The 26,298-nt window shown below is 67.0% G+C and carries 23 protein-coding genes; 15 read left to right on the forward strand and 8 right to left on the reverse strand.

The window, feature by feature from the left end:
• The first annotated feature begins 77 nt into the window (after positions 1 to 77).
• The 3 genes from rsgA to DAT37_RS01510 all read left to right on the forward strand — a co-directional run bounded on the left by rsgA (position 78) and on the right by DAT37_RS01510 (position 3,074).
• Positions 78 to 1,121: a ribosome small subunit-dependent GTPase A gene (gene rsgA, locus DAT37_RS01500; RefSeq protein ID WP_109522826.1), complete on the forward strand. Its 1,044-nt coding sequence runs from the start codon at positions 78 to 80 to the stop codon at positions 1,119 to 1,121.
• A 55-nt stretch (positions 1,122 to 1,176) separates the two neighbouring features.
• Complete coding sequence (locus DAT37_RS45215; protein WP_232839432.1) at positions 1,177 to 2,025, forward strand: hypothetical protein; 849 nt, start codon at positions 1,177 to 1,179, stop codon at positions 2,023 to 2,025.
• Positions 2,026 to 2,222: 197 nt separating this feature from the next.
• Positions 2,223 to 3,074 carry an SDR family oxidoreductase gene (locus tag DAT37_RS01510; RefSeq protein ID WP_109522827.1) on the forward strand — a complete coding sequence of 284 codons (852 nt, stop codon included), beginning with the start codon at positions 2,223 to 2,225 and terminating at the stop codon, positions 3,072 to 3,074.
• 48 nt (positions 3,075 to 3,122) lie between these two features.
• Here DAT37_RS01510 and DAT37_RS01515 read toward each other — a convergent pair whose 3' ends face one another.
• Together DAT37_RS01515 and DAT37_RS01520 are read right to left on the reverse strand one after the other, a co-directional pair.
• Entirely contained in the window at positions 3,123 to 5,018 is a 1,896-nt protein-coding gene (locus DAT37_RS01515) for a glycosyltransferase (protein ID WP_109522828.1), read from the reverse strand.
• Positions 5,019 to 5,189: 171 nt separating this feature from the next.
• Entirely contained in the window at positions 5,190 to 5,762 is a 573-nt protein-coding gene (locus DAT37_RS01520) for a GtrA family protein (protein WP_232839433.1), read from the reverse strand.
• Positions 5,763 to 5,891: 129 nt separating this feature from the next.
• Here DAT37_RS01520 and DAT37_RS01525 point away from each other — a divergent pair, with 129 nt between their 5' ends.
• Positions 5,892 to 6,884 (forward strand): glycosyltransferase, encoded by a 993-nt coding sequence (locus tag DAT37_RS01525; RefSeq protein ID WP_109522829.1) that lies wholly within the window; start codon positions 5,892 to 5,894, stop codon positions 6,882 to 6,884.
• Positions 6,881 to 8,521 (forward strand): DUF2142 domain-containing protein, encoded by a 1,641-nt coding sequence (locus tag DAT37_RS01530; protein ID WP_109522830.1) that lies wholly within the window; start codon positions 6,881 to 6,883, stop codon positions 8,519 to 8,521. The genes DAT37_RS01525 and DAT37_RS01530 overlap by 4 nt, the downstream gene beginning before the upstream one ends.
• A 44-nt stretch (positions 8,522 to 8,565) precedes the next feature.
• Here DAT37_RS01530 and rfbB read toward each other — a convergent pair whose 3' ends face one another.
• Positions 8,566 to 9,576, reverse strand: coding sequence for a dTDP-glucose 4,6-dehydratase (rfbB, locus tag DAT37_RS01535; protein ID WP_109523212.1), 1,011 nt, complete (start codon positions 9,574 to 9,576; stop codon positions 8,566 to 8,568).
• 307 nt (positions 9,577 to 9,883) lie between these two features.
• On the opposite strand from rfbB, the gene DAT37_RS01540 reads away from it, so the two are divergent.
• Positions 9,884 to 10,603, forward strand: coding sequence for a hypothetical protein (locus DAT37_RS01540; protein ID WP_109522831.1), 720 nt, complete (start codon positions 9,884 to 9,886; stop codon positions 10,601 to 10,603).
• 116 nt (positions 10,604 to 10,719) lie between these two features.
• Here the strand turns inward: DAT37_RS01540 and DAT37_RS01545 are convergent, their stop codons facing one another.
• Positions 10,720 to 11,700, reverse strand: a complete 981-nt coding sequence (locus tag DAT37_RS01545) for an alpha/beta hydrolase (RefSeq protein ID WP_109522832.1) — start codon at positions 11,698 to 11,700, stop codon at positions 10,720 to 10,722.
• 254 nt (positions 11,701 to 11,954) lie between these two features.
• On the opposite strand from DAT37_RS01545, the gene rfbA reads away from it, so the two are divergent.
• Together rfbA and DAT37_RS01555 are read left to right on the forward strand one after the other, a co-directional pair.
• Positions 11,955 to 12,827, forward strand: a complete 873-nt coding sequence (gene rfbA / locus DAT37_RS01550) for a glucose-1-phosphate thymidylyltransferase RfbA (protein WP_109522833.1) — start codon at positions 11,955 to 11,957, stop codon at positions 12,825 to 12,827.
• A 2-nt stretch (positions 12,828 to 12,829) separates the two neighbouring features.
• Positions 12,830 to 13,387, forward strand: a complete 558-nt coding sequence (locus DAT37_RS01555) for a dTDP-4-dehydrorhamnose 3,5-epimerase family protein (protein ID WP_109522834.1) — start codon at positions 12,830 to 12,832, stop codon at positions 13,385 to 13,387.
• A 57-nt stretch (positions 13,388 to 13,444) separates the two neighbouring features.
• Here the strand turns inward: DAT37_RS01555 and DAT37_RS01560 are convergent, their stop codons facing one another.
• The gene (locus DAT37_RS01560; RefSeq protein WP_109522835.1) at positions 13,445 to 14,911 is read right to left on the reverse strand and encodes an MFS transporter; all 1,467 of its coding nucleotides are present in this window, start codon (positions 14,909 to 14,911) and stop codon (positions 13,445 to 13,447) included.
• Between the two features lie 85 nt (positions 14,912 to 14,996).
• Between DAT37_RS01560 and DAT37_RS01565 the strand changes: the two genes are divergently transcribed.
• Positions 14,997 to 15,404 (forward strand): MarR family winged helix-turn-helix transcriptional regulator, encoded by a 408-nt coding sequence (locus tag DAT37_RS01565; protein WP_109522836.1) that lies wholly within the window; start codon positions 14,997 to 14,999, stop codon positions 15,402 to 15,404.
• Positions 15,405 to 15,470: 66 nt separating this feature from the next.
• Here the strand turns inward: DAT37_RS01565 and DAT37_RS01570 are convergent, their stop codons facing one another.
• Positions 15,471 to 16,337: a helix-turn-helix domain-containing protein gene (locus DAT37_RS01570; RefSeq protein WP_109522837.1), complete on the reverse strand. Its 867-nt coding sequence runs from the start codon at positions 16,335 to 16,337 to the stop codon at positions 15,471 to 15,473.
• Between the two features lie 226 nt (positions 16,338 to 16,563).
• Positions 16,564 to 17,124: a DUF4282 domain-containing protein gene (locus DAT37_RS01575; protein ID WP_109522838.1), complete on the reverse strand. Its 561-nt coding sequence runs from the start codon at positions 17,122 to 17,124 to the stop codon at positions 16,564 to 16,566.
• Positions 17,125 to 17,313: 189 nt separating this feature from the next.
• On the opposite strand from DAT37_RS01575, the gene DAT37_RS01580 reads away from it, so the two are divergent.
• From DAT37_RS01580 to DAT37_RS01590, 3 genes are all read left to right on the forward strand, one after another.
• Entirely contained in the window at positions 17,314 to 17,847 is a 534-nt protein-coding gene (locus DAT37_RS01580) for a hypothetical protein (RefSeq protein ID WP_232839434.1), read from the forward strand.
• 191 nt (positions 17,848 to 18,038) lie between these two features.
• A complete protein-coding gene (locus tag DAT37_RS01585; RefSeq protein WP_109522839.1) occupies positions 18,039 to 20,240 on the forward strand; it encodes a molybdopterin-dependent oxidoreductase in 2,202 nt (733 codons plus the stop codon).
• A 230-nt stretch (positions 20,241 to 20,470) separates the two neighbouring features.
• Positions 20,471 to 21,097 (forward strand): pyridoxamine 5'-phosphate oxidase family protein, encoded by a 627-nt coding sequence (locus tag DAT37_RS01590; protein ID WP_109522840.1) that lies wholly within the window; start codon positions 20,471 to 20,473, stop codon positions 21,095 to 21,097.
• 10 nt (positions 21,098 to 21,107) lie between these two features.
• Here DAT37_RS01590 and DAT37_RS01595 read toward each other — a convergent pair whose 3' ends face one another.
• Positions 21,108 to 21,611, reverse strand: coding sequence for a GtrA family protein (locus tag DAT37_RS01595; RefSeq protein ID WP_109522841.1), 504 nt, complete (start codon positions 21,609 to 21,611; stop codon positions 21,108 to 21,110).
• Positions 21,612 to 21,767: 156 nt separating this feature from the next.
• Here DAT37_RS01595 and DAT37_RS01600 point away from each other — a divergent pair, with 156 nt between their 5' ends.
• The 3 genes from DAT37_RS01600 to DAT37_RS01610 all read left to right on the forward strand — a co-directional run bounded on the left by DAT37_RS01600 (position 21,768) and on the right by DAT37_RS01610 (position 26,246).
• The gene (locus DAT37_RS01600) at positions 21,768 to 23,186 is read left to right on the forward strand and encodes an FAD-binding oxidoreductase (RefSeq protein WP_109522842.1); all 1,419 of its coding nucleotides are present in this window, start codon (positions 21,768 to 21,770) and stop codon (positions 23,184 to 23,186) included.
• Positions 23,183 to 23,944 carry a decaprenylphospho-beta-D-erythro-pentofuranosid-2-ulose 2-reductase gene (locus tag DAT37_RS01605; RefSeq protein ID WP_109522843.1) on the forward strand — a complete coding sequence of 254 codons (762 nt, stop codon included), beginning with the start codon at positions 23,183 to 23,185 and terminating at the stop codon, positions 23,942 to 23,944. Before DAT37_RS01600 ends, DAT37_RS01605 begins: the two co-directional genes overlap by 4 nt.
• A gap of 280 nt (positions 23,945 to 24,224) precedes the next feature.
• On the forward strand, positions 24,225 to 26,246 hold the full coding sequence (locus DAT37_RS01610; RefSeq protein ID WP_198654039.1) for a galactan 5-O-arabinofuranosyltransferase: 2,022 nt from the start codon (positions 24,225 to 24,227) through the stop codon (positions 26,244 to 26,246).
• Positions 26,247 to 26,298: the final 52 nt, after the last annotated feature.

The raw sequence follows: 26,298 nt of genomic DNA on the forward strand, positions 1-26,298 counted from the left end.
CCACATGGAATTCCACCTCGAAACTTTCTCGCTGAGTCCTGCCGGGCTCGGCGCCCGCAGAAGGACTACACCTACCCATGGTCGAGAACGACCTCATTCCCTACGGCTTGAACGAAGCCCTCTCCGACGAATACGAACGAATCCTCACCGACGGATGCGTGCCGGCGCGCGTGATCCGCATGGACCGCGGCGAATGCGATGTCGCGACCTTCACCGGAATCGTCAGGGCGCGGTGTCCGCGTTCGGATTCCGAGCTCAGCGGACTGTGCACCGGCGACTGGGTCGGCATCGACCAGCAGTCGAATGTGCGCCAGTTGCTGCCGCGACGTTCGGCCATCGTCCGTTCCTCGGTGTCCGGGAGATCCGAAGGACATGTCCTCGCCGCCAATGTCGATACGGTGCTGATCTGTACCGCTGCGGACGGCGATGTGGATCTCAACCGGATCGAGCGGATGCTCGCCCTGGCCTGGGAGAGCAACGCGCAGCCGATCGTGGTGCTCACCAAAGCCGATGCGGCGGAAAATGTTCCGCTCGACGAGGTACGGGCGGTCGCACCGGGCGCCGTCACGCTGGCGGTGAGCGCGACGACCGGGGTCGGCCTCGACGTGCTCACCGCGACGCTGGAGGGCACCGTCGCGTTGATCGGACCGTCGGGCGCGGGTAAATCCACGCTCGCGAACGCGCTGCTCGGCGCGGAGGTGTTCGCGACCAACGCGGTGCGCGCGGGCGACAAGAAGGGCAGGCACACCACGGTGCATCGCGAACTGCGCCCGCTGCCCGGCGGCGGCACGCTCATCGATACCCCCGGACTGCGCGGCATCGGGCTCTGGGATGCCTCCGAAGGCATCGAACGAACCTTCAGCGATATCGAATCCTTCGCGGGGCGCTGCCGATTCGGTGACTGCGCGCACCGGAGCGAGCCGGGATGCGCTGTTCGCGCGGCCATCGACAGCGGTGAACTGACCGAGCGGCGGCTGGAGAGTTACCGCAAGCTCGCCAAGGAGAACGAGTGGATGCGCGCGCGTACCGACAAGCGTTTGCAGGCCGAGCGGGAACGGGTGTGGAAGGACATCACCAAACAGCAGCGCCGCAACTACCGGGACCGGAGCTCGCGCCGCTGATCGTGGGGAACCACGGTAGATTCGGCACGCACACACGCGATCCTGGGAGAGATGGATGAGTTACCCCGGCGGAAATCCGCCTCAGGGCCAGCCGCAGCCCGGACAGTGGCCGGGGGCACCCGGTCAGCAGGCGGGTCAGCCGAACAACGCGCCGCAGCCGTACGGGCAGTCGTCGCCGCAGCACCAGCAGGTGCCGCCGCAGCCCTACGGGCAGTCGGCTCCGCACCAGCAGGCACCGCAGCCCTACGGACAATCCGCGCCGCACCAGCAGGTTCCCCAGCCGTACGGACAATCGGCTCCGCACCAGCAGGTTCCCCAGCCGTACGGGCAGTCGGCTCCGCATCAGCAGGCGCCGCAGCCCTACGGGCAGTCCGCGCCGCACCAGCAGGTGCAGCAGCCGTACGGGCAGCCCTTCGGCGGGCAGCCGCAGCAGTTCGGGCAGCAGCCCGCGCCGCAATTCGGCGGTCCGCCGGGGCAATTCGGGCAACAGCAGGGGCAGCAGCAGGGTCCGCCCCCGCCGCCGGGCATCACGGTGAACACGTCCTACGTGTGGACGGCGTTCCTGCTCGGGCTGCTGGTCAAGCCGAAGATCAAGATCAACGGTCAGCAGGTGCCGAACACCAGGTGGGGCGACAACCATATTCCGGTCGGTCCCGGTACCTACCACGTCTGGATCGCCACCCCGTGGCTGTTCGACATGGGCCCGGGTGAGATGCCGGTCCAGGTCGGCCCCGGGCCGGGCACACGGGTCTACTACAAGCCCCCGGCCGTGTTCTTCCTCAAGGGCGCGATCGGGTTCGGGCCGCAGAAGACACCGGGCATTCTCCTGGTCTGGCTTCCGCTCGCGATCGTCGCGCTGTTCACGGTGCTGATGTTCGTGCTCGCGCTGGCGGCCTCGGTCTGATTCGGACGGGCGTCTGATTCGGACGGGCGTCGGGCCTCGCGGGTCCGACGCCCGTTCTCCGGTCTTCGCGCCGCGTGGCGGGCAGCCCGCAAACCCTATGCAACTAGTTGCATAGGGTCGTGGTCTACGCTTAGTGTGCAAAGCGCGGAAGGCCGCGGGCATCTGTCGACCTGCGGCACATACGACAGGAGCAGGTAATGACGGAACCGGCATCGAAGCCGCTCGCGGGCAAGACGCTGATCATGTCGGGCGGTAGCCGCGGCATCGGTCTCGAGATCGCCAAGCGCGCGGCGGCGGACGGCGCGAACATCACCCTGATCGCCAAGACCGATCAGCCGCATCCCAAGCTCCCCGGCACCATCCACACCGCGGCGGCGGAAGTGGAAGCGGCAGGCGGCCAGGTGCTGGCGTTCGTCGGCGATGTGCGTATCGACGAGTCCGTGGCCGAGGCCGTGCGTCAGACCGTCGAGCGCTTCGGCGGGATCGACCTCGTGGTCAACAATGCCTCCGCCATCGATCTATCGCCCACCGACGCGATCTCGATGAAGAAGTACGACCTGATGCAGGACATCAACTGCCGGGGCAGCTTCCTACTCTCGAAACTCAGCATCCCGCATCTGCGGGCCTCGGCGAAGGCGGGGAACAATCCCCACATCCTCACCCTCTCGCCGCCGCTGAACCTGGACCCGAAATGGGCGGGTTCCTCGCTGGGTTACACCATCGCCAAATACGGCATGTCGCTCACCACGCTCGGCCTGGCCGAGGAGCTCAAGAACGACGGCATCGGCGTGAACTCGCTGTGGCCGCGCACCACCATCGCCACCGCGGCGGTCGAATTCCTGCTCGGCGGCAAGGAGATGATCGCGACATCGCGCACCCCCGATATCTATGCCGACGCGGCCTACCTGGTGCTGACCTCGCCCGCGGAGAAGACGACGGGCAATTTCTTCATCGATGACGATGTGCTCGCCGCCCACGGCATCACCGACCTGGACAAGTACCGCGTCACCCCCGGCGACGGGCCGCTGACCACCGACCTGTTCCTCTGAGAGTCCCGGTAGCCGCGCCCCTCGGCACGGCCACCGGTTCCCGCTCGATCAGTCCGCCTCGAGCCCGTACAGCCGTTCCCAGTTCGAACGGCTGGTGAGTTCGGGCATGGCGGTGCGGTACTGCTCCTGGAGCGCGGGAAGTTCGTCACGCAGGCGACGCAGTACGCGGATGGTGCGCAGCAGCAGGGCGCGGGCACGCGCCTTGTCGCGGCGGCGGATCCGGACGCCCGATTGCGAGGCGTCGGTGACGACGACGTGGTCGAACAGCGAGACATGCCACCAGTAGGCATCCTCGCGGGTCACCCCGATCAGACCGTGCTGGGTGCGACCGAACCACTGGTTGACGGCCCGCTTGACGAGTACGAGCATGGTCCGGCTCGGTTCACCGCCCGCGCGACGGATCTGGATGTCCGCGGAGGGCACCGGCGGTGTCGCGGCCGGATGCTTGATCGTCTCGGCGTAGTCGGCACGGCTGGTGCGCGCCTCGGCCAGCGCGGCGATACCGCCGTCACGCAGGATCTTCGGTCCCTCGAGGAAATCCTCGATGCCCTGAAGGGTGGTGTGCACGAGGCCGTACTGCATGGCGACCAACTGTTCAGCCAGATCGCGGAACAGTTTGCGGGTGATCGCCTTGCCGTCCAGATCCGTGTGCAGTGAACCGACGATGAGCGAGTTGCGGGTGCTGAAGTAGCGCGCCCAGTCGTCGTAGTCCTTCCAGTAGAAGTCGGCGTGCCACACGGCCGCGTTCGGCAGGGTGACGGTCGGAAAACCGTGCTTCCTGGCGCGGACGCCGTATTCGACGTCGTCCCACTGGAAGAAGATCGGGACCGGCAGGCCGATCTCGGCGACGACTTCGGCCGGGATCAAGCAGGTCCACCAGGCGTTGTAGCCCGCGTCGACGCGCCGCTCCTGATTCTTCTTGAGCATGCTGGTGTTGCGCAGCGCCTTGGACACCTTCTGCCCGTGCTTGAGCTCGTGCAGGTGCACCTCTTCGGCGCCGACGTTCAGGTAGTCCGGGTTGAGCAGGAACAGCATCTGCGCGCCGACCAGCATCGGTTCCACGGTGGAGTTGGCGAAGGCGTTGAGCCGCAGCACCGTCTCCGGTTCGCACAGGATGTCGTCGTCCATCAGGATGACGTCGGCGTGCTCGTTGGCGGAGGACACTTCGTAGAGCCCGCGGGTGAAACCGCCCGCGCCGCCGAGGTTCGGCTGACGGATGTAGCGGAGTTTGTCGCCGAAGATCGGGCGGGTCTCCTGGAACCGCGGCCGGTCCTGCACCAGGTCGGTGCCCTGGTCGACCACGTAGACCGCGTCGATGGCGGCGAGCACGGTCGCGTCGGAGGCCAGCGCGGCCACCGTCTCGGCGCAGTCGGCGGCCCGGTTGAAGGTGCAGATCGCGATGGCGACCGGGCGGACCCGCTCGGGCGCGACCGAGGTCCAGGTCAGCTCGGTGATGCCGAGGTCGCCGCCGAGCGCGTCGAATTCGAGCCACAGCGCGCCGCCGTCGACGTACTGGTCCAACGGCGCGCTCAGCGTCACCGGACCGCTCGCGGTGACCTTGGTGGTCTGGATGATCCGGCGGTGCCCGGCGATGTCGGAGGCGACCAGCCGGACGTTCGCCTTGCCGACCACATCGAGCACCATGGTGGTGCGCACTTCGGTGACGGTGGTCCAGCGTTGCCAGTAGGCCGCGGCGAAGCGGCCGAAGTAGGTGTTGGTGTGCGCCGTCGCGCCCTTCTCCAGGCGCAGGGCCAAACGTTCGCGGTGTCCGCGACCTTTGACCACGGCGTACAGCTCGTCGCTGACCTTGGCCGAAGGTCCGGTGAAGATTCCACGCTGCAAAACCAGCCGATCGGGCGCGCGGTGGTCGCCGCGCAGCGAGGCCGGCGCTGATTCGGCGCGGTCGTTCGTTTCGGTAACGGCCTGGGTAGCCGACTGCTCCATGAAGTTCCTCGAAATCCTTACTGTGCCGACGGGGCAGACACGCCCCTTGACGCCGATCGCGGCGGGGCCGAGGATATCAATCCGCGCCTTGGCCTGCCCGCCCAGCGACCGGATGATCCGGTCGGATCGGTCATGCGACGACCAACTCCGTACCCGTACACCGCGTTCACCCTATGCCTGATTCCGGCTCTCCGGGGCGCGCAATGCCTCGGCCTCGTCCGATTTCTCGGATTTTCCGGTGAACACGAATTTGTCATAGGCCCAATACCGGAAGACGACGGCGACGATCTGGCCGATCAGAGTTCCGGAGATGTTGTCCGACAGCGGTGAAGAAAGATCGAGAACATAGCGGGAAAAACCCAGGCAGCCCAACTGGAGGCCGATCGCGGCCACGTTGGATACCGCGTAGAGCAGGTATTCCCGGCCCGGATTCTCGGTCTGCTTGTGGGAGAAGGTCCACCACTTGTTGCCGAAATAGGTGACGACGGTCGCGACCGCGATCGCGATGATCTTGGCCTGCAACGGAGCGTGATGCAGAACACCCTCGCCGCCCCAGAAGACCAGCAGGTTGTAGGTGCCCGCGTCGACCAGGAATCCGATCGCTCCGACGACGAGGAACGCCGCGCCCTGACGCAGACCCGCGATCAACCGCGACGCGGGAGCTCCCGCCTCCGGCGTCGGCGGCGGTTGCGACGCGGACCCCGACCGTCGCGGAACCGACACGGGCTGTTCGGGGTAGGACACCGGGCGACGGTACCCCATCGGGCTCGACACACGCGGCCCGTGGCCGAGCCGACCGGATGCGCGCCGTACCCCGTTGCCCTGTACCCTCCCGGTGTTCCCATTCACCGCCGACATCGAGGATTGACCCGGGTGGATTCCACCGAGCTTCGCATTGCCGCCGTGGTCCCGTGCCACAACGAAGAGGCTTCGGTCGCCAAGGTCGTCGCCGACCTGCAGGCCGCCGTGCCGGGAATCGTCGTTTACGTCTACGACAATCTCAGCACCGACAACACCGCCGAGCGGGCCCGGGAAGCCGGTGCGATCGTGCGACACGAGCACACCAAAGGCAAAGGCAATGTGGTCCGCCGCGCCTTCGCCGATATCGAGGCCGATATCTATCTGATGATCGACGGCGACGACACCTACGAGGCGTCGGCCGCGCCGCTGATGATCAAGACCCTGCTGGACGGTCCCTTCGATCACGTACTCGGCGTGCGCAAACAGGACGAGACCGGAACCGCGTATCGCACCGGCCACGAAACCGGTAACCGGGTGCTCAACGGAGTGGTCGGCAAGGTATTCGGCGAGAATGTCGAAGATATGCTCAGCGGTTTCCGGGTGTTCTCCCGTCGATTCGTGAAGAGCTTTCCTGCGGTATCGCGTGAATTCGAGATCGAAACAGAACTCACGGTGCATTCACTACACCTGCGGGTGCCGCACACCGCGGTACCCGTCGGCTTCCGCGATCGCCCCGCGGGCAGTGAGTCGAAACTGCGCACCTATCACGACGGTTTCAAGATTCTGGCGCTGATCATCGGATTGGCCAGGCACGAGCGGCCGGTCGCGTTCTACGGCCTCGCCGGAACGCTGAGCTGGCTCATCTCGATCGTGCTGACCATTCCGATCGTGATCGAGTTCTACAACACCCACGAAGTGCCCCGATTCCCCACACTCTTCCTCGGTTTCACACTGTTGCTGCTCGGCAGCCTGGCGTGGACGGCGGGCCTGATCCTCGACGGCATCCGCCGCTCGCGGCACGAGGCCGCCCGATTGGTCTACCTGCGCTATTCCGCGGTCGGCTCGGACGACGTGCGGGCGATCCGGCCTGGTGGTGACGAACCCACCGGCGGAGTCACGCGGTGACCACCTCCGCAGATCCCGCGCCGAACACCGAATCGGGCGATTCCGTGTCGGAAACGTCGCACGCGGACTCGAACGGCAACGGCGCGAAGAGATCCGATACGGCGAAGGCCGAGTCGACACGACCCGACACGGTGAAAGCCGAGCCGAAACCCCGGATCGGCTCGGGTGTCCGCCGATCCGCGCAACGCTACGGCGCACCGCTGGTCGCCCGCTTCGGCGCGGCGACCCTGGCGTTCACCCTGATCGCCGCAATCTTCGGCGCGCTGTTCGCCGTGGTGACCCCGCCCTTCTGGGGACATGACGAGATCACCCAGTTCGGCCGCGCCTACCAGGTCGCGCACGGCGGCGTACTCCCCCAGCGCATCGATGACACCCGCGGTGTCGCCTACGGCGGCGACGTTCCCGTCAGCGTGACGGAACTGATGGGTTACGCGCTGCGTGACTACACCAGCAACCCCCAAGAGCCCGATCCGATGATCGAGGACCCTGCCGTCTACGACCGGTTGAAGGACGCCGCGGTCGGCGACGCGGTCGAACCCGTCTGGTTCACCAATACCGCCGCCTACTCGCCGGTGCCGTATCTGCCCGCGGCCCTCGGGATCCGGATCGCGGAGGTGACCGGTCTCGATGTCGGCGGCCTGGTGTCGCTGACCAGGCTGGCTGGCCTGCTCGCCTATCTCGCGGTGGTCGGATTCGCGCTGTGGACTCTGCGGGCACACCGGGTGCAGTGGCTGGCGTTCGCCGTCGCGGTACTGCCCATCGCGGTGTTCCAGGCGGGCACCGTCACCGCCGACACGCTGACCAACGCGCTCGCGATCCTGGTTTCGGTGCTGCTGGTGAAGGGCCTGTTCCTCGGCGAGCGGCTGCGCGGCGTAGAGACCACCGCCCTGCTCGCCGCGACGGTGCTGCTTCCGGTCAGCAAGCCGACCTACGTCCTGCTGGCGATGCTGGTCGTCGTCGTGCCCGCCGACCGGTTCGGTTTCACCGGCGCGCGCCGGTGGATCCCGTGGGCTTTCGCGGCCACGGGCGCGCTGGCGTTCGCGGTCTGGATGAAGATCGCGGCGCCGACCGGCGACGGTATGGGCCTGATGCGTCCGGAGCACCAGTGGAAATCGGTGCGCCCGGGTGATCAGCTGAGCGAAATCCTCGGCGATCTCCCGCAATTCGTCTCGACCTTCGGCGACAGCATCGTCTACCGGGATCAGCGCTGGTTCACGCAGTTCTTCGGTGAACTCGGTTTCGCCTATATCGACGTGCCCGCCATCTCGGTGTTGGCCTGCCTGCTCGCCTTCGCGGTGAGCGTCGGCGTCGCCGAGCGCATGAATACCGCGACGGCGACCACGCGCCGCACCGTGATCGTCGCGCTGACGGTGGCCGCCAGCGTCGCGATGATCTACGTGACGCTGTACATGTCGTTCACACCGGTCGGGTACTACATCATCGACGGTGTGCAGGGGCGCTATTTCGTGCCGCTGGCCATCCTTGGCGTCGCCGTGCTGCTGCGGTGGATATCGTTGCGGCTCACCGATTCCGAGGGCAGGACGCCCACCTGGGGACCCGCCGTCACGGTGATCGCGGCGTCGACGGTCGGGCTGATCGCCGCGCTGGCGAAGTACCACGCCATCGTCTGGGGCTGAGCCGCCCCCGCCCCCGGCCTCGCGCTCAGGCCGGGGGCGGGGGACTACTCGGTCCCGAGGGTCCGCTCGCCCGCCTGGGCGTAGGCGCGTTCGGTGCCCGCCTTGTCGGGACGCCACCATGATTCGTTGTCGCGGTACCAGGCGATGGTCGCGTCGAGTCCGGCGCGGAAGTCGCCGTATCGCGGTGTCCAGCCGAGTTCGGTGCGCAGCAGACTCGCGTCGATCGCGTAGCGCTGATCGTGGCCGGGTCGATCGGTGACGTGGTCGAAATCGTCGGGATCACGACCGAAAGCCTCGAGCAGCATGCGCACGACCGATTTGTTGTCGAGTTCGCCGTCGGCGCCGATCAGATATGTCCGACCGATTTGTCCATTTTCCAGAATGGCCCACACCGCGCGATTGTGATCGTCGACGTGAATCCAGTCGCGTATTTGATGGCCCGCGCCGTAGAGCCGCGGACGAACGCCGTCGATCAGATTGGTGATCTGGCGTGGAATGAACTTCTCCACGTGCTGGTACGGACCGTAGTTGTTACTGCAGTTGGACAGCGTGGCACGCACGCCGAAGGAGCGCGTCCAGGCACGAACCAGCAGGTCACTGGATGCTTTGGTAGCCGAATACGGACTCGACGGATTGTAGGGGGTCGCTTCGGTGAAGGCCGGATCGTCCGCGTCGAGATCGCCGTAGACCTCGTCGGTGGAGATGTGGTGATATCTGACGTCATGCCTGCGCACGGCCTGTAGCAGCGAATACGTTCCGACGATATTGGTCTGGACGAAGGGCCACGGTTCCGACAGCGAATTGTCGTTGTGCGATTCGGCGGCGAAGTGCACGACCGCGTCCACACCGCTGACGAGTTCGTCGACCAGATCCAGATCGGCGATATCGCCGTGCACGAAATCGATCCGGTCCGCCACCGAATCCAGCGACGCCTTGTTGCCCGCATAGGTCAACGCGTCGAGGACGGTCACCGTCACGTCGGACCGTTCGAGGACTGTCTGCTGGACGAAATTCGCGCCGATGAACCCGGCACCGCCTGTTACGAGCAATCGCACACCCATGACCTTACGTGGGCCACAGCGGGTTACGTCGCCGGATGGCCGCGACCTGGATCGAAGAAATCAATCATTCCAGAGGTGTGACCTTCATCACACTACCTGGAGGCAAGGCGACGAGCACGGGCCCACTCGGGTCGGGAAAACCCTGTTCACAGTGCATATTTCAACGAACCCACCAAACCGCAAGTCTTTATGGTGAACAAGATTTGAATTGTCGGTCACGGTCGGTTCACCACGCGTTAGCTGGTCTCGATTTCTATCAGCAGGTCCCCTCCGAACGCTTTACATCGAGGTTGAGAACCACATGCTGATGAGGAAATTCGCCGTCACCTCGGCGCTGCTGATCGCCGCTATCGGCGTCACCGCCGGTGCTGTCAACGCGGCCCCGGCTGCGCCGTCCACCGATGGTTCCGTCAATTTCACCGCGCACGCCACCGACACCCAGTCGATCATCACCACCGACTCCGGTTCCATCGTCGTGGAAAATGACACCCTGAAGGTCAAGGCCGCCGACGGCACCGTCGTCGCCGGCACCGAGCTGAAGTTCCGGGTCGACGAGTTCGAATTCCCGATCGCCGCGGAGATCGCCGGTAACACCGCGACCCTGACCCCGCAGGTCGACCTGGACAAGGCCGTCTACAAGCCGGTCGCCCTCCCCTACGAGGAGAAGGCGCCCTGGAAGAACGAGTACGACCGTGAGCTCGCGGCGTTCAACCGTCTGAAGGACACCATCAGCGTCGGCGCCACCATCGGCACCCTGGTCGGCGGCCTCAGCGGCGGCGCGATCGGCTGTGTCGTCGGTGCGGTCACGGCGGGCACCGTCGCCTCGGCCACCATCGTCGGCCTGTTCGGCCCGTTCATCCCGGCCGCCGCTGTCGGCTGCCTCATCGGCGCCAGCGCCGTCGGCTTCCTCGGCACCATCGTCGGCCAGATCTTCGTGACCGCCCCGGTCGCGATCGCCGCCGCGCTCCAGTACTTCGCCACCACCACCGCGCCGTTCGTCGCGCCGCCTGCGGCCAAGTAGATCGCTGGGCTCAGGCCTGACGCGCCGTAGAGATCGCTCGCGGCACAACTGAATTCAGACGGAGAACCCCGCCCCGAATCTTCGGGGCGGGGTTCGACTCGTCCGGCCGACCGTGGTCAGGCCGTCCGAGCTCGGTGCGAGGTCTCGATGACGGTGCGGACGAATCGCGCCGCCCGCCCCAGCGCGGCCCTGCCCTCGGGCAGGTTCGGCGCGATACTCGTGAAGGCGTGGACCTGACCGCGCCACAGTTCGAGGGTGTTCGGGACACCCGCCGCGGTGAGCCTGCGCGCCATCAGTTCGCAGTCGTAGCGCAGCATTTCGTCCTCGGCGGCGATCAGCAGCACCGGCGGCAGATCCGCGAGCGCGCCGTTCACCGGCGACAGCATCGGATCGAGCGCACCGTCCACCTCGGCGCCGAGCATGGCCACCGTGCGCAATGCCGCCAGCGGCAGGTAGGGATCGCGGATGACGTTCATGTAGTCCCGCTTGGCGATGTAGTCCAGATCGAGCAGCGGACTGAAACCGATCAGTCCGGCCGGACCGGGCAGACCCGATTCGATCGCGGCGAGCGCGCAGGCGAAGGCGAGATATCCGCCCGCCGAATCACCCGCGAAGACGACGCGGGCCGGATCGGCGCCGTGCCGCAGCAGCCAGCGGTAGGCGGTCATGCAGTCCTGGACCGACTGGGTGATGCTTCGACCGGGCAGCTGACGGTAGGCGACATTGACCACGGGCAGTCCGGTGCGCCTGGCCAGACTGGCGGCGACCGGGCGATGGGTCTCCAGACCGCAGATCGCGAACCCGCCGCCGTGCATGTAGAGCACGGCGCCGTGCCGCAGCGCGCGGGCCGCGCCGGACGGGCGGATGATCTCCATGCGGAAACCGCCGAAACTCACCTGCTCGCGATCGATACCGCGCGGTCGCGGCCGCAGTCTCGCGAGATTGTCGATGGCGAACGCGCCGATCGGAATGGTCGTACGGGTGATCGGGGCGACCCGCAGGATCGGCCGCACCACACCGCGACAAGCGGCGAGCAGCACCCGCGCCGACGCACTGGGACCAGCCGGATTGATGACGACACCGGTTTCGCCTGCCATCGGACACCTACTTCGACTCGGCGCGCCGATGCGGCCCGGCCGGTTGCTCCGGGACGATGTCGACGCTGACATCAAACACGGTGTTTCGAATGAAGCGTTCATTCAGAACACGGCCATTACAGAACACCATGTCATCGTGACCTATGCAACAGAATCGCCCCGACACACCTCATCGCGAAACCTTCGTGATGAATTCGTAGGCCAGTCGGAACCTCCCCGACTCCGAAACGGGCGCGGCTGGCAGACTCCTGGGCATGCGCGGAATCATCTTGGCGGGCGGCACCGGATCGCGGTTGCACCCGATCACGCGCGGGGTCAGCAAACAACTGGTCCCGGTCTACGACAAACCCATGGTCTACTACCCGCTGTCCACCCTGATGCTCGCCGGTATCAGGGATGTCCTCGTCATCACCACGCCCGAGGACGCCGATGCCTTCGGCCGCCTGCTCGGCGACGGTAGTCGGTACGGCATCTCGATCAGCTACGTCGTGCAGCCCGCACCGGACGGCCTGGCCCGCGCGTTCGTTCTCGGCGCCGACCACATCGGCAGCGAATGCGCGGCACTGGTACTCGGCGACAATATCTTCCACGGTCCCGGCCTCGGCACCAGCCTGAACAGGTTCGCCGGGCTGAGCGGCGGCGCGGTATTCGCCTACTGGGTCTCGGATCCGACCGCCTACGGCGTGGTCGAATTCGCCGACGGGCGTGCGGTATCGATCGAGGAGAAACCCAAGACGCCGCGCTCCAACTACGCCATCCCCGGGCTGTACTTCTACGACAACGACGTGGTGGAGATCGCGCGCGGGCTGCGGCCCTCGGCGCGCGGGGAATACGAGATCACCGATATCAACCGCGCCTACCTCGAACAGGACCGGCTGCGCGTCGACGTCCTCGCCCGCGGTACGGCCTGGCTCGACACCGGCACCTTCGACTCGCTGCTCGACGCCGCGAACTATGTGCGCACCATCGAAGAGCGCCAGGGCCTCAAGATCGGCGTTCCCGAGGAGGTCGCCTGGCGAATGGGGTATATCGACGACGACGAGTTGCGCACCCGCGCCGAGCCGTTGGTCCGGTCCGGTTACGGCGGGTATCTGCTCGATCTGCTCGAACGCGGACGGGATTGGTGAGCATGGACATCCGGGAACTCGCGGTGCCGGGCGCGTGGGTGGTCACCCCGCGCCAGTTCCGTGACGAGCGCGGCGCTTTCGTCGAATCGTTCAAGGCGTCGGAGTTCGAGAAGGCCACCGGCCGCCCGTTCGAACTGTGCCAGGTGAACTGCTCGGTCTCCGCCGCGGGCGTGCTGCGCGGCATCCACTACACCGAGGACCCGCCGGGGCAGGCCAAATACGTCACCTGCGTGCGGGGGGCGTTCCTCGACGTGGTGGTCGATCTGCGGCCCGGCTCGCCCACCTACGGGCGCTGGGACAGCGTGCTGCTCGACGACGTCGACCGCCGTTCGGTCTTCCTCTCCGAGGGCCTCGGGCACGCCATCCTGTCGCTGGAGGACCAGTCGACGGTCACCTATCTGTGTTCGCTCGAGTACACCCCCGAATTCGACAGGGACGTCGACGCTTTCGACGCCACGCTGGCCATCGACTGGCCGACCGTCGGCCGCGACGGCGCGCCTCTCACCTACGTCCGCTCCCCCAAGGACACCGTCGCACCGCCGTTCGCTGCCGTGACATGACCGAACGCCGTACCCGGGTAACGGGTACGGCGTTCGGTTCTCCACAGCGACCGGGGATCAGCCCGCGAGCGCGATCTCCGGTTCGCGCGCTTCGGTCGCGCGCCCGCGGAATTTCGGCACGAAGGCCAGCAGGGCGACCAGCGCGCCGACCGCCGCCACCACACCGGCGAAGACCAGGCCGGGACGGTAGGCGTCGAGCATGCCCGAGGGCGAGGTGTCGGTATGGGCGCCCGAGGTGACGATCGCCGTGGTCACCGCGAGCACGATGGCCGCGCCGACCTGCATCGACGTCTGGAGAACACCGGCCGCAAGGCCCTGTTCCTCGTCCTCGATGCCGTTGGTGGCCTGGATGTTGATGGCGGGGAAGCCGACCCATCCGATGCCGATCAGCAGAACCGCGGGCAGCAGCATCGTCAGGTAGGACGGATTGTCGTCGAGCCGCAGGAACAACACGTAGCCGACAGCCATCACGACCAGGGTGACCGCGATGATGGGTCCGGTGCCGAAGCGGTCGACCAGTTTGTCGGAGAAGAACGCCGAACCGACCACCATCAGACCGACCGGCAGCAACGCCATGGCGAGTTTCAGCGGCGACCAACCGAGTGATTCCTGCATGTACAGCGTCACGATGAACTGCCAGCTGAAGTAGGAACCCGCCACGGCGACGATCGCGATACTCGCCCGCACCAGCGACGCCTTGCGCAGGATGCCGAGGCGGATCAACGGATACCTGACCCGCTTCTCCACCGCGACGAAGGCGACGAACAGGGCGACGGCCACCACGAACGAACCGATGCTGCGCGCCGAGAGCCAGCCGACCTCGGGCGCGGTGACCACCGTGTACACCAGCAGCAGCATGGCCCCGGTCGACAGCAGCGCACCGAGGATGTCGTGGCCGCCTTCTTCGGCCGCCCCGTCCTTGGGCACCAGGAAGTAGCCCGCGACCAGCGCCGCGACGGCGATCGGCACCGGGAGCAGGAAGGTCCAGCGCCAGCCGACGCCGGTCATGAGCCCACCGAACAGCAGACCCATGGAGTATCCGCCCGCGCCGAAGACGGTGTAGATGGACAGCGCCTTGTTGCGTGCCGGGCCCTCGGCGAAATTCGTCGTGATGATCGACAGACCGGTCGGCGCGGTGAACGCGGCGGCCAGGCCCTTGACAAATCGGGTGAGGATCAGCAGCGGACCGGAGCTCACCAGGCCGCCGAGCAGGGAGGCGACCGCGAAGACGGCCAGGGCGATCAGGAAGACCTTGCGGCGGCCGAGCAGGTCGGCGGTGCGTCCGCCGAGCAGCAGCAGGCCGCCGTATCCCAGGATGTAGCCGCTCACCAGCCACTGCAGGGTCGAGGTCGACAGGTCGAGTTCGGAACCGATGGAGGGGAGGGCGACTCCGATCATGGAGACATCGAGTCCGTCGAGGAAGAGCACGATGCACAGGGTGATCAGCATGCCCCAGAGCCGGGCGGACCAAGCGGTCGGATCGGTCGCCGTTCGGGCGGCCGAGAGCGTTGCTGGTGAAGTCATGCGGTGGACATTACATGCGCACGCATTAAATGCCAACACATCTAATGCGGTTGCATACGTTGCTATCGGGGCCTAGAATGAGGCCATGTCGAACCCGTCGACGTCCGAAACAGCCCGGCGCGGCGAAGCGCCGACCGGGCTGGTCGACGAGTGGCGTCGACTGCTCGATCGGCACGCGGCGGTGAGCTGCGCCCTGGAGAAGGCGTTGCAGGGGCAGCACAACATCGGCCTCAGCGAATTCGAGACGCTGGACCGTCTGATCGACGCGAATTGCGGCGACTACCGGATGGCCGACCTCGCGGGTGACATCTACCTGAGTCAGAGCGCGCTCTCCCGGACCGTGGCCCGGCTCGAACGCGACGGCCTGGTGCGGCGCAGCATGTGCGCCGAGGACCGCCGCGCGATCTTCGTCTGCCTCACCGAACGCGGCCGCGAGGTCTACGAGCAGGCGGCGCCGACGCACCGCGAGGTGCTCACGCGCAACTGGGAATAGCGCGTCCGGTCAGCGCCAGCTGGGAATAAAGCGTCCGGTCAGCGCCAGCTGGGGAATGGATCCCGGTCAGCGCAGGTCGTCGATCACCGTGCGCACATCGACCGCGGCCGCCTCGATACCGGCGAATGCCTTGCGGTACCGCTCGACCTCGGGTTCCTTGTCCAGGTACACCGGACCGGTGAACGCCTCGATGTAGGCGACCGGCGGCTCCGGCGGCTCGCCCATCCGGCCGTCCGGGAATTCGAGTATGACGAAGGGCCCGGTCTCCATGCCGTCGTGGTAGCCGGACTCGGTGGGCACCACCCTGACCCGCACGGTCGGCAGCTCGCACAAACGGAGCAGGTGCTCCAGCTGTTCGGCGCGTACGCCCGCGTCACCGACCCGGTGCGTGAGAGCGGCCTCGGTGATCACCGCGTCCAGCCGCAACGGCGCCTCGGCGCGGACGACGAGTTGTTGACGGGCCGCGCGCAACTGCACGCGCCGGTCGATCTCGGTGGCCGGTGCGGACGGACGCGCCGCGGCCAGCATCGCCCTCGTATAGCCTTCGGTCTGCAACAGGCCGGGAATCAGGGCGTGCTCGTAGGAGCGCAGCGCCCACGCCGCCTCTTCCAGCCCGATGTAGACGTCGTACCCCTCGGCGATCACATCGCCGTACCCGGTCCACCAGCCCCTGGCCTTGGTTTCCCGGGCCAGCGCGGTCAGCGGGGCCACGATATCGCCCGGCGCGCCGTAGACCTTGCACATCGCCTCGACATCGAGACTGCGCAGCGACGTCTGCCCGGTCTCGATCCGCCAGATCTTGGCCTCCGACCATTCCAGCTGCTGCGCGGCGGTGCGCGTGGTCATCCTGGCGCGATTGCGCAGTTCCCTGAGATGACGGCCGAGCTGCCGTCGCGGCATGGTCGACCCGGTCGTACCGTGCGGTAAAGCCATTACTTCCCCCTCGCGCCCATGCGCCGCATCGACCCTGCGTGATCTCCAGAGCCCCCGATACGACGATTGCCAGCGGACGCCTTCACTCCTCAGTCGGTCATCCGGTCAGCATTGTTTCACAGCGAATCTGACATAGGGCACACTTTGGTGCACAGGCAGGCCACTGTCACAACCGCGCCAAAGAGGTTAGTGGGCAACCGGATCCGGCAATCTCGATCAGTTGCCCCTACTTTCGGGGGGTGCGACCCCGAAACCGCCAGAACTGCACCGCCCGAACATCCTCGGACAGCTGGTTGACCGGTTCGGCCACATCGGACAGCGCCTGGAAGAGATCGTCGGCCAACTCGCTGATGTGTTCCACCCGCGTCGCCAGCCGCGAGGCGTTGACCAGGAATTCCAGCAGCAGACGCACGACGGCCGCGATGGTCAGGCCGAGCGGAACGGCGATCAGCGCGGCCAGCACCCCGAGCACCGCCGAGCGCTGCCACATCAGGATGGTCAACGCGATCGGTATTCCGAGAGCGAATGCGAGTCCGAGAATGTAGGCGAGTGGCAGCAGGGTCGTGGTCGCGGGCCTGCGAAATTGCACGTCGAGAAGTCCGCGCGCGGCCCGTGCGCTCCACTCACCGAATGCGCGCGGACTCTCGAAGGGTTCGGCCCGCGGCTCCTCCTCCTCGGAAGCTCGCGTAAAACGCCTGGCAGTAGAGGTTTTCCAGGCGATCCACCTGGACTCGGTCGCGCGCTCGGCCGAATCCGCTGCCGGAATTCCGTCGCTCTCATCGGTCATCACGCGATACTCCCCCGTCCGCGCCCGAAGGGCCAAGCGGAACTCTTCGGATTCATAGCGAAAAGACACTGGATGAGACGAAGGCGACAGTCCGGAAAAATATTTCGAAAGAGCCGTAACGCCGGGGCTACCGGTTGTCGATACGCCCCATGAACGCAGACCCAGATCTATCGGGGAATGGAGAAAACAGTGCGCACCACGTTTCCGACTTCCGTCTCGGCGGCCGAGATGACCGCTGCAGCGCAGGACTACACCCAGCGCGGATGGACGGTCGCCGAAACGGCCAACGGGATCTGCCTGATCACCGATGAGGACGTGTCCGGCATCGAGGTCAGCGGCGAACTCGCCGGCGACGTGCGTCGCTACCTGCGCGCCAACAACCTCTCCGGCCCGGTGATCGAGATCCCCGGCACGGAGCGTCGCGAGATCCACCTGGTCACCGGCCTGCGTAAGGCCGCGATGGCCATCGAGGGGCTGCGCGAGGCGGGCGCCACCGTCTACACCGACGGCGCGGGCATCGCCCTACCGCCGACCCAGATCTCCGCCGCGGGCACCGCCCAGTGGCGGGTCGCCCCGCACGAGGCCCGCTGGCTGCCGCCGGTCGTCGCCATCGCCGCGGCCGTCCGCTCCTCGATGGCGCGTCGCCGCGCAGGCGACAGTGGCAGCCGCGCGGGCGAGACCGTCACCCGGACCGGCGAAAGCCTCACCAGCGTCGCCTGCTGACCCTCCGGATTCGTGCGAACGGGTCCGCGTTCAGTACCCGCGACGAATTCCCGATCCGCCCGGCGGATGACTCCCCCTGCAGGGGTCGGCCGGAATTCCACCGGCTCACGCGACCGGTATCCGTCACGCGGATACCGGTCGTTTCCCTCAGCACCCTGTCGCGAGAAGTACCTCGCGCGCGATGATGGGGTATGGCCCAGCTCACCGACGCCCGGAATCTCCTACGCACCTGCCCGCTCTGCGAGGCCGTCTGCGGACTCGAGATCACCCTCGATCCGGACGACCACGTCACCGCCGTGCGCGGCGATAAAGAAGATCCGTTCAGCCGCGGATTCATCTGTCCCAAAGGCGCGAGCCTCGGACACCTCGACGAGGATCCCGACCGGGTCACCGAGCCACTGATCAGGGACAGGGCCACCGACACCTGGCGCACCGCGTCGTGGGACGAGGCCTTCGATTACATCGCGCGGCGCTTCCCCGCCGTCGTCGCCGAGCACGGCGCGCAGTCCGCGGCGCTCTATCTCGGAAATCCCAACGCGCACACCATCGCCGGGGCGCTGTACGTGCCCGTGCTGATCCGCGCGCTCGGCACCAAGAACCTCTATTCGGCCAGCACCGTCGACCAGATGCCGAAACAGATCGCCAGCGGACTGATGTTCGGCGACCCGCTGACGGTGCCCGTCCCCGATCTCGATCGCACCGATTACCTGCTGATGCTCGGCGCGAACCCGCTGGAATCCAACGGGTCGCTGTGCACGGCCCCCGATTTCCCCGGCAGACTCAAGGCGTTGCAGGAGCGCGGCGGACGATTCGTCGTGGTCGACCCCAGGGTGACCCGCACCGCGAAACTCGCCGACGAACACCTGTTCATCCGGCCCGGCAGTGACGCCTACCTGTTGTTCGGCATCGTGCACACGCTGTTCGCCGAAGAGTTGACCGATATCGGGATCGAGGTCGCCGGACTCGACGACGTGCGGGCCGCGGCCGCCGATTTCACCCCCGAGGTGGTCGCCGCGCGCACCGGGGTACCCGCCGACACCGTCGTCAGGATCGCCCGCGAACTCGCCGCGGCGCCGACCGCGGCCGTCTACGCCCGCATCGGCACCTGCACGGCCGAATTCGGCACGGTCACGCAGTGGCTGGTCGACGTCGTCAATGTCCTCACCGGCAATCTGGACTCCCCCGGCGGTGCGATGTTCGCCGACGCCGCGGGCGGCGGGATCAATCGCACCAAGCCGTTCCGGACCGGTCGGTGGACCAGCCGGGTACGCGGACTGCCCGAAACGATGGGCGAACTGCCGGTGGCGACGCTGGCCGACGAAATCCTCACCCCGGGAGACGGGCAGATCAGGGCCATGATCACCGTCGCGGGTAATCCGGTGCTGTCCGCGCCCGGCGGCACCAGGATGGCCGAGGCGTTCGCCGAGCTGGAATTCATGGTCAGCGTCGACAGGTATGTCAACGAGACGACCCGCAACGCAGATGTGATCCTGCCGCCGCCGCGTCCGCTGCAATCCCCGCATTTCGATTTCGCGCTCCTCAAATTCGCGGTGCGCAACTACGTCAGGTATTCGCGGCCGCTGGTGCCGCTGGGTGATCGGCCGTCCGAGGCGGGCGTACTCGCCAGGCTCGGCGCCGCGGTGAGCGGGCAGCCGCACACCGGCGACGTGCTCGGCGCGGTGGACGAGATGCTCATCGCGGGCACCCTGGAGAAGGCGGGCCTGGCCGATCGCCGCCACGAGTTGTACGGCGAGACCACCACCGAGCAGCGCATCGACATGATGGTGCGGCTCGGTCCCTACGGTGAGTGGAACGAGCGGAGCGCCGATTCCGACGCGCCGCGCCACGATCTGAATCTGCGGAAACTGCTGGACAATCCGCACGGCATCGACCTCGGTGCGTTGCGCCCGCGACTGCCCGGTGCGCTGCGCACCGCGTCGCGACGGGTGGAACTCGCGCCCGCGCAGCTGCTGGCCGACGTGGACCGGATGCGAGCCGGGCTCGCCGACGTCGCGCCGGAGTTCGTCCTCATCGGACGCCGTCAGCTGCGCTCCAACAACAGTTGGATGCACAATGTCGTGCGACTGGTCAACGGATCGAATCGCTGTACGTTGCAGGTCAATCCGGCCGACGTGGAGCGGCTCGGGCTGGGCCAGGAGGCCGTGGTGAAATCGGCGGCGGGGACGCTCACGGTGCCCGTCGAGCCGACCGAGACGATCATGCCGGGCGTGGTCAGCCTGCCGCACGGCTGGGGCCACGCCGAGAGTCCGCAGTCGGTGGCCAGTGCCAACGCGGGCGTCAACGCCAATGTGCTGACCGATGATTCGGTGATCGATGTGCCGTCGGGCAATGCCGTTTTCAACGGCGTTCCGGTGACGCTGATCCCGGCCTGAGATTTCTCGCATCGAGGTATGTCATTTCGACCGGCCGAAAATATTCCGGCCGGTCGGAATGGGCAAATCCCCGGAAAACCCTGTAGCAAACCGGCATTCGGCCCATCCCCGGCGCTGATTCCGCTCATGCCGCCCCTCTCATTCCCCTAAAATGGACGAGATTTCGGCCTTATTCCGGGTTCAGCGCAGAACCCCGATCATCCGGATTCCGGCTACCAAAGGGGGCGCACATGCCCGATCCACGTTGGGGCAGCGACGGCGAGCACGAACTACAGGACAGGTACGGTACGCAGGCACGAGCCGAACGTTTCTACACCGATCAAGTGCTCGACCGACTCAATCCGACGATGGTCGAATTCATCGCCAGGATGGACATGGCGTTCATCGCCACCAGCGATAAACACGGCGAATGCGATACCAGCTTCCGCGCCGGTTCCCCCGGATTTCTGCACGTCATCGATGAACGCACGGTCGCCTATCCCGAGTACCGCGGCAACGGCGTGATGGCCAGTATGGGCAATATTCTGGAGAATCCCCACGTCGGCATACTTCTCATCGATTTCGTCCGTGACCTCATCGGACTCCACGTGAACGGAACGGCCCGCATCGTCGAGGACGTCACGCTGCGGCGAAGTACCGAGTTGCCGCCGCAGACGAAAGGCCGCGCCGCCGAACTGTGGGTGGTAGTCGGCGTCGAAGAGGCCTATATCCACTGCCGCAAACACATTCCGCACCTGATCCCCGCGCAGCGCGAACAGCGTGCCTGGGGTACCGACAATGTCCGGGCCAAGGGCGGGGACTACTTCGGGGCCAAGGCGCAACAGCCTCGGGAACCCGAAGAGCTGGTGGTGGGCTGACCGATCGGGATCAGCGCAGTTTGAAGATCACCAGCCGCTGCACGACGAAGTTGATGACGGTGGCGGTGCCCTGCGCGACGACGAACGCCGCCGTCAGCTGCACCCCGCCCTCACCGAGCACGTTCACCAGCAACTGATTGATACCGACCTGGACCGCGAAGGTCGTCGCGTAGAGCGCGACCACCGCGAGGAACCGGGCCCGGCTCGGCGGCGCCTGGAAGGTCCAGCGCCGGTTGAGCAGATAGGCCGTCGTGGTGCCCGCGACGAAGCTGATCGACTTCGCGGCGCTCGTCGGCAGCCCGACCACCTTCAACAGGAACAGGTACAGACCGAAGTCGACGATCGCGGACAGCCCGCCGGTCACGGCGAACCGGAAGACCTGGGTCACGAGACCGCCACCGGGCGCGGCGCCACTGTCCGGAGCATCCTCGGCATGCTGTCCATCTTCGCCGCCACCTTCACGCGACGCGTCGACGACGCCCGCGGGCTCGTCGACCAGCGGTGGTTCGGTCATGAGCGGACGGTGGGGTTCGGCGTGCACGGCGGTCAGCTTAATGCGCGCGGGCCCCCGCCGTACCCCGCCATACCCCGGTGTACGGCGACCCGGGCGCGACCTGCGCCCATACCTGTAGCCTCTATGCCGATGTCCACGAAAGCTTCGACCCCCACCATGACAACCGGTGACGCCGAGCCCGCGTACGACCTACCTACGCGGACCAGATCGTTGACCGGGTGGGGTCGCACCGCAGCAACCTCCGCCGAAGTTCTCGCGACCGGTGATCCGGAAGTGATCGCCAAGGCCGTGGCCCTGGTCGCCGAGGACAACGACGGCAAGCCCGCCCACCTGCGCCGCGGCGTGATCGCGCGCGGGCTCGGCCGCTCCTACGGCGACAACGCCCAGAACGCGGGCGGGCTCGTCATCGACATGACGGCGCTGAACAAGATCCACCGGATCGACCGCGACACCAGGATCGTCGACGTCGACGCCGGCGTGAACCTGGATCAGCTCATGAAGGCCGCGCTGCCGTTCGGCCTCTGGGTTCCCGTACTGCCCGGCACCCGCCAGGTCACCGTCGGCGGGGCCATCGGCTCCGATATCCACGGTAAGAACCATCACAGCGCGGGCAGTTTCGGTAACCACGTGCGCTCGATGGATCTGCTCACCGCCGACGGCACGGTGCAGCACATCACGCCGCGCAAGAACGCCAAACTGTTCTGGGCGACCATCGGCGGGTGCGGTCTGACCGGCATCGTGCTGCGCGCGACCATCGAGATGACGCCGACCGAGACCGCGTACTTCATCGCCGACGGCGACGTCACCGCGACGCTGGACGAGACCATCGCCTTCCACAGCGACGGCTCCGAGGACCGCTACGAGTACAGCTCGGCCTGGTTCGACGCGATCAGCCCCGAACCGAAACTCGGCCGGGCCGCGATCTCGCGCGGAAACCTCGCCAAACTGGATCAGCTGCCCAAGAAATTGCAGAAGGATCCGCTGCGATTCAACGGCAAGACCTTCCTGTCGCTGCCCGATGTCTTCCCGAACGGGCTGGCGAACAAATACACCTTCACCCCCATCGGTGAACTCTGGTACCGCAAGTCGGGCACCTACCGCGACAAGCCGCAGAGCTTGACGGCCTTCTACCACCCGCTCGACATGATCGGCGAGTGGAACAGGGGCTACGGATCCAACGGGTTCCTCCAGTACCAGTTCGTGGTGCCGCCGGAGTCGGTGGACGAGTTCAAGCGGATCATCGTCGACATCCAGCGGTCCGGGTTCTACTCGTTCCTCAACGTGTTCAAACTCTTCGGGCCCGGCAACCAGGCGCCGTTGAGTTTCCCGATGCCGGGCTGGAACATCTGCGTCGACTTCCCGATCTCGGCCGGACTCAACGAATTCGTCTCCGAACTCGACCGCCGGGTGCTCGAATTCGGCGGACGGCTCTACACCGGCAAGGATTCGCGCACCGACGCGGAAACCTTCCACAAGATGTATCCCCGCATCGACGAGTGGATCAAGATCCGCAGGACCGTCGATCCCACAGGCGTTTTCATGTCCGACATGGCGAGAAGGCTGGAGCTTCAGTGATCAATGCCGTAGGTAACCCGCAGACCATCCTGCTGCTGGGCGGAACCTCGGAGATCGGTCTGGCGATATGCGCGGAGTACCTGAAGAAGGGCCCGATCCGCATCATCCTCGCGGCACTGCCCAACGATCCGCTGCGTGACGACGCCGTCGCGCAGTTGCAGGCCGCGGGCGCGAGCACGGTCGATCTCATCGATTTCGACGCGCTCGACAACGGCAGCCACCCCAAGGTGATCGACGCGGCGTGGGCCTCCGGCGACGTCGACGTCGCCATCGTCGCCTTCGGACTGCTCGGCGACGCCGAGGAACTGTGGCAGGACCAGCGCAAGGCGGTGCAGATCGCCGAGATCAACTACACGGCCGCGGTATCGGTCGGCGTGCTGGTCGGCGAGAAGATGAAGGCGCAGGGCTTCGGGCGGATCATCGCCATGTCCTCGGCGGCGGGCGAACGGGTCCGGCGCTCCAACTTCGTCTACGGCTCGACCAAGGCCGGGCTCGACGGGTTCTACCTCGGTCTGGGTGAGGCGCTGCGCCCGTTCGGGCCGCGCGTGCTCGTCATCCGGCCGGGCCAGGTCCGCACCAGGATGTCGGCGGGCGTGAAGGAAGCGCCGCTGACCGTCAACAAGGAAGACGTCGCGGCGCTCGCGGTGTCGGCCTCCCAGAAGGGCAAGGAACTGGTCTGGGCGCCCGGCACGTTCCGGTACGTGATGATGATCCTGCGCCACATCCCGCGCCCGATCTTCCGCAAACTCCCCATCTGAGCCGTTCCCCGAGCCGCACCACGATCCGCCGCGTCACGCGGCCGGAACCGGGTGCGGCTCGGTCGTATCCGGGCTCGCCGTACGGGTGGCTACCATCGTTGCGGCTGCGCTCACGCGGTCACGTCCGGCGCTGCCGGGCGGATCGCCGAGCACCATGTCACGGAGCCGATCAGTGAACCGGAGGCGTAATGCGAGAAGTCCGACGAATCCTCACCGGTCACCCGCCGTGCCGGGTTCCCGCCGAGATGGATTTCGCGCGCCGGTCCGAAGCGGTGGGTCGATGAGCGCCACCGTGACTTCCCCCGGTACCACCGCCCCCTCGACCGGACCGGGCCGGTCCTCGGTACTGCTGCGGCGTCTCGGCGCGGGACTGGGCGAGGCGCTGCTCGCGACGGTGGTCGCGGTCGTGGTCGCCGGTGTCGGACTCGTCGCCTTCTCGCTGGTGGACTGGCCCGCGTTCAACTCCTCACACGTGACCAGGGCGCTCACCACCGTCGGCCAGGTGGTCTCGGTGGCCGTACTGATCGCGGCGATGGTGCTGCTGCGCCTGCATAAGTGGCCGTGGCTTGCGAAAGTACTGTCCTGGGCCGGTATCTCGGCGTTCGTGACCGTGACGCTCGGGATGCCGCTCGCCGCGACCAAGTTGTACCTGTTCGGCGTCTCGGTCGACCAGGAATTCCGCACCGAATACCTCACGCGGCTCACCGACAGCGCGGCACTGCGGGATATGACCTACGCGGATGTGCCGCCGTTCTATCCGGCCGGATGGTTCTGGATGGGTGGACGCGTCGCGAACGTCCTCGGCATGGACGGCTGGGAAGCGTTCAAGCCATACGCGATCGGCTCGCTCGCGGTGGCGGCTGTGCTCGCGCTGGTGCTGTGGTCGGAGCTGATCCGCGCGGACTGGGCCGTCGCGGTGACGGCCGCGACGACCGCCGCGGCGATCACCTTCGCCGCGCCCGAGGCGTACAGCGCGGTGATCGTCCTGCTGCTCGCGCCGTCGCTGGTGCTCGCGTGGGGTGCTGTTCACCGGCCCGCCGAGGACACAGCACCGGCGGGCACCGCAGGAATGGGCACCGCAGGCGGGTGGGGGGCGGTGATCGGCGCCGGGCTGTTCCTCGGGCTCGCCGCGACCTTCTACACCCTCTATTTCCTGGTCGCCGCCTTCGCGGTGGGACTGATGGGGCTGATCTCCGCCAGACTGGCCGTGCGGGCGCGACGGGTCGAGGCGCGGGCGCGACGCGTGCGACCGGAGGATCTGGGTCCGGCATGGCGGGCGGCGGCGCCCCCCTTGCTGCGCCTGGTGGTGATCGGGGTGATCGCCGGGGTGATCGCGGCGCTCGTGTGGCTGCCCTACCTGCTGAAACACCTCACGTCGACGACACCGAGTTCCGGGACGGCGCTGCACTACCTGCCGGAGTCGGGCGCCGAACTGCCGTTGCCGATGGCGGATTTCACGCTGTTCGGCGGGCTGTGCCTGATCGGCACCGTCTGGCTGATCGTGCGCGCGGGTTCCTCGCGACGCGCGCAGGCGCTCGGCATCGGCGTGGTGGCGATCTATCTGTGGACGCTGCTGTCGATGCTGGCGACGGCCGCGGGCACCACCCTGCTCTCGTTCCGCCTGGAAGCCCCCCTGCGGGTGCTGCTCGCGGCGGCGGGCGCGTTCGGCTTCGTCGAGGGCGCACGCGCGCTCTACCGGGCCTTCGACGAACCCGCCCGGTTCCGGCCCGCCGCGGCCCTGCTCGCGACACTCGGCGCGCTCGCGTTCGTCCAGGACATCCCGCACGTGCTGACCCCCGAGATCACCACCGCCTACACCGATACCGACGGCGACGGTGAGCGCGCCGACAAGCGTCCGCCCTCCGCGGTGTCCTACTACCGCGAGATCGATGCCGCGCTGTCGGCGCAGACGGGACGACCGCGCGACGAGAACGTCGTCCTCACGGCGGACACCACCTTCCTCGCGTTCTACCCGTACTGGGGATTCCAGGCGCTCACCTCGCACTACGCCAACCCGCTCGCCGATTTCGCGGGCCGGGCCGCGACCATCAAGGCGTGGAGCACCCTGGATTCGTCCGCCGAACTGCGCGACGCGCTGAAGGCCTCCCCGTGGCGCGCGCCCGACGCCTTCCTGTTCCGTCGCAGCGGTGACACGTACACGCTGCGCCTGGCCGAGGACGTGTATCCCAACGATCCGAACGTCAAGCGGTACACGGTCGCGTTCCCGGCGGACCTGTTCAGCGATCCGGCGTTCACGACCACCGATATCGGACCGTTCACGCTGGTCACCGTCCGGCGGTAGGAACGCTCGCTAGCCGACGCGGTACACCGAACCCACAGCGACGTGTCGCGGC

The sequence above is a fragment of the Nocardia aurea genome (assembly GCF_003123685.1).
Lineage (GTDB): Bacteria > Actinomycetota > Actinomycetes > Mycobacteriales > Mycobacteriaceae > Nocardia > Nocardia aurea.

What these genes read in the sequence shown, in the direction of transcription:
- rfbA (WP_109522833.1), top strand. Translation starts at nt 11,955, where the DNA reads ATGCGCGGAATCATCTTGGCGGGCGGCACCGGATCGCGGTTGCACCCG.
- DAT37_RS01595 (WP_109522841.1), bottom strand. Translation starts at nt 21,611, where the DNA reads ATGACCGAACCACCGCTGGTCGACGAGCCCGCGGGCGTCGTCGACGCG.
- DAT37_RS01575 (WP_109522838.1), bottom strand. Translation starts at nt 17,124, where the DNA reads ATGACCGATGAGAGCGACGGAATTCCGGCAGCGGATTCGGCCGAGCGC.
- DAT37_RS01545 (WP_109522832.1), bottom strand. Translation starts at nt 11,700, where the DNA reads ATGGCAGGCGAAACCGGTGTCGTCATCAATCCGGCTGGTCCCAGTGCG.
- DAT37_RS01585 (WP_109522839.1), top strand. Translation starts at nt 18,039, where the DNA reads ATGGCCCAGCTCACCGACGCCCGGAATCTCCTACGCACCTGCCCGCTC.
- DAT37_RS01610 (WP_198654039.1), top strand. Translation starts at nt 24,225, where the DNA reads ATGAGCGCCACCGTGACTTCCCCCGGTACCACCGCCCCCTCGACCGGA.
- DAT37_RS45215 (WP_232839432.1), top strand. Translation starts at nt 1,177, where the DNA reads ATGAGTTACCCCGGCGGAAATCCGCCTCAGGGCCAGCCGCAGCCCGGA.
- DAT37_RS01600 (WP_109522842.1), top strand. Translation starts at nt 21,768, where the DNA reads ATGACAACCGGTGACGCCGAGCCCGCGTACGACCTACCTACGCGGACC.
- DAT37_RS01560 (WP_109522835.1), bottom strand. Translation starts at nt 14,911, where the DNA reads ATGACTTCACCAGCAACGCTCTCGGCCGCCCGAACGGCGACCGATCCG.
- DAT37_RS01565 (WP_109522836.1), top strand. Translation starts at nt 14,997, where the DNA reads ATGTCGAACCCGTCGACGTCCGAAACAGCCCGGCGCGGCGAAGCGCCG.
- DAT37_RS01540 (WP_109522831.1), top strand. Translation starts at nt 9,884, where the DNA reads ATGCTGATGAGGAAATTCGCCGTCACCTCGGCGCTGCTGATCGCCGCT.
- rsgA (WP_109522826.1), top strand. Translation starts at nt 78, where the DNA reads ATGGTCGAGAACGACCTCATTCCCTACGGCTTGAACGAAGCCCTCTCC.
- DAT37_RS01555 (WP_109522834.1), top strand. Translation starts at nt 12,830, where the DNA reads ATGGACATCCGGGAACTCGCGGTGCCGGGCGCGTGGGTGGTCACCCCG.
- DAT37_RS01590 (WP_109522840.1), top strand. Translation starts at nt 20,471, where the DNA reads ATGCCCGATCCACGTTGGGGCAGCGACGGCGAGCACGAACTACAGGAC.
- DAT37_RS01515 (WP_109522828.1), bottom strand. Translation starts at nt 5,018, where the DNA reads ATGGAGCAGTCGGCTACCCAGGCCGTTACCGAAACGAACGACCGCGCC.
- DAT37_RS01510 (WP_109522827.1), top strand. Translation starts at nt 2,223, where the DNA reads ATGACGGAACCGGCATCGAAGCCGCTCGCGGGCAAGACGCTGATCATG.
- DAT37_RS01570 (WP_109522837.1), bottom strand. Translation starts at nt 16,337, where the DNA reads ATGGCTTTACCGCACGGTACGACCGGGTCGACCATGCCGCGACGGCAG.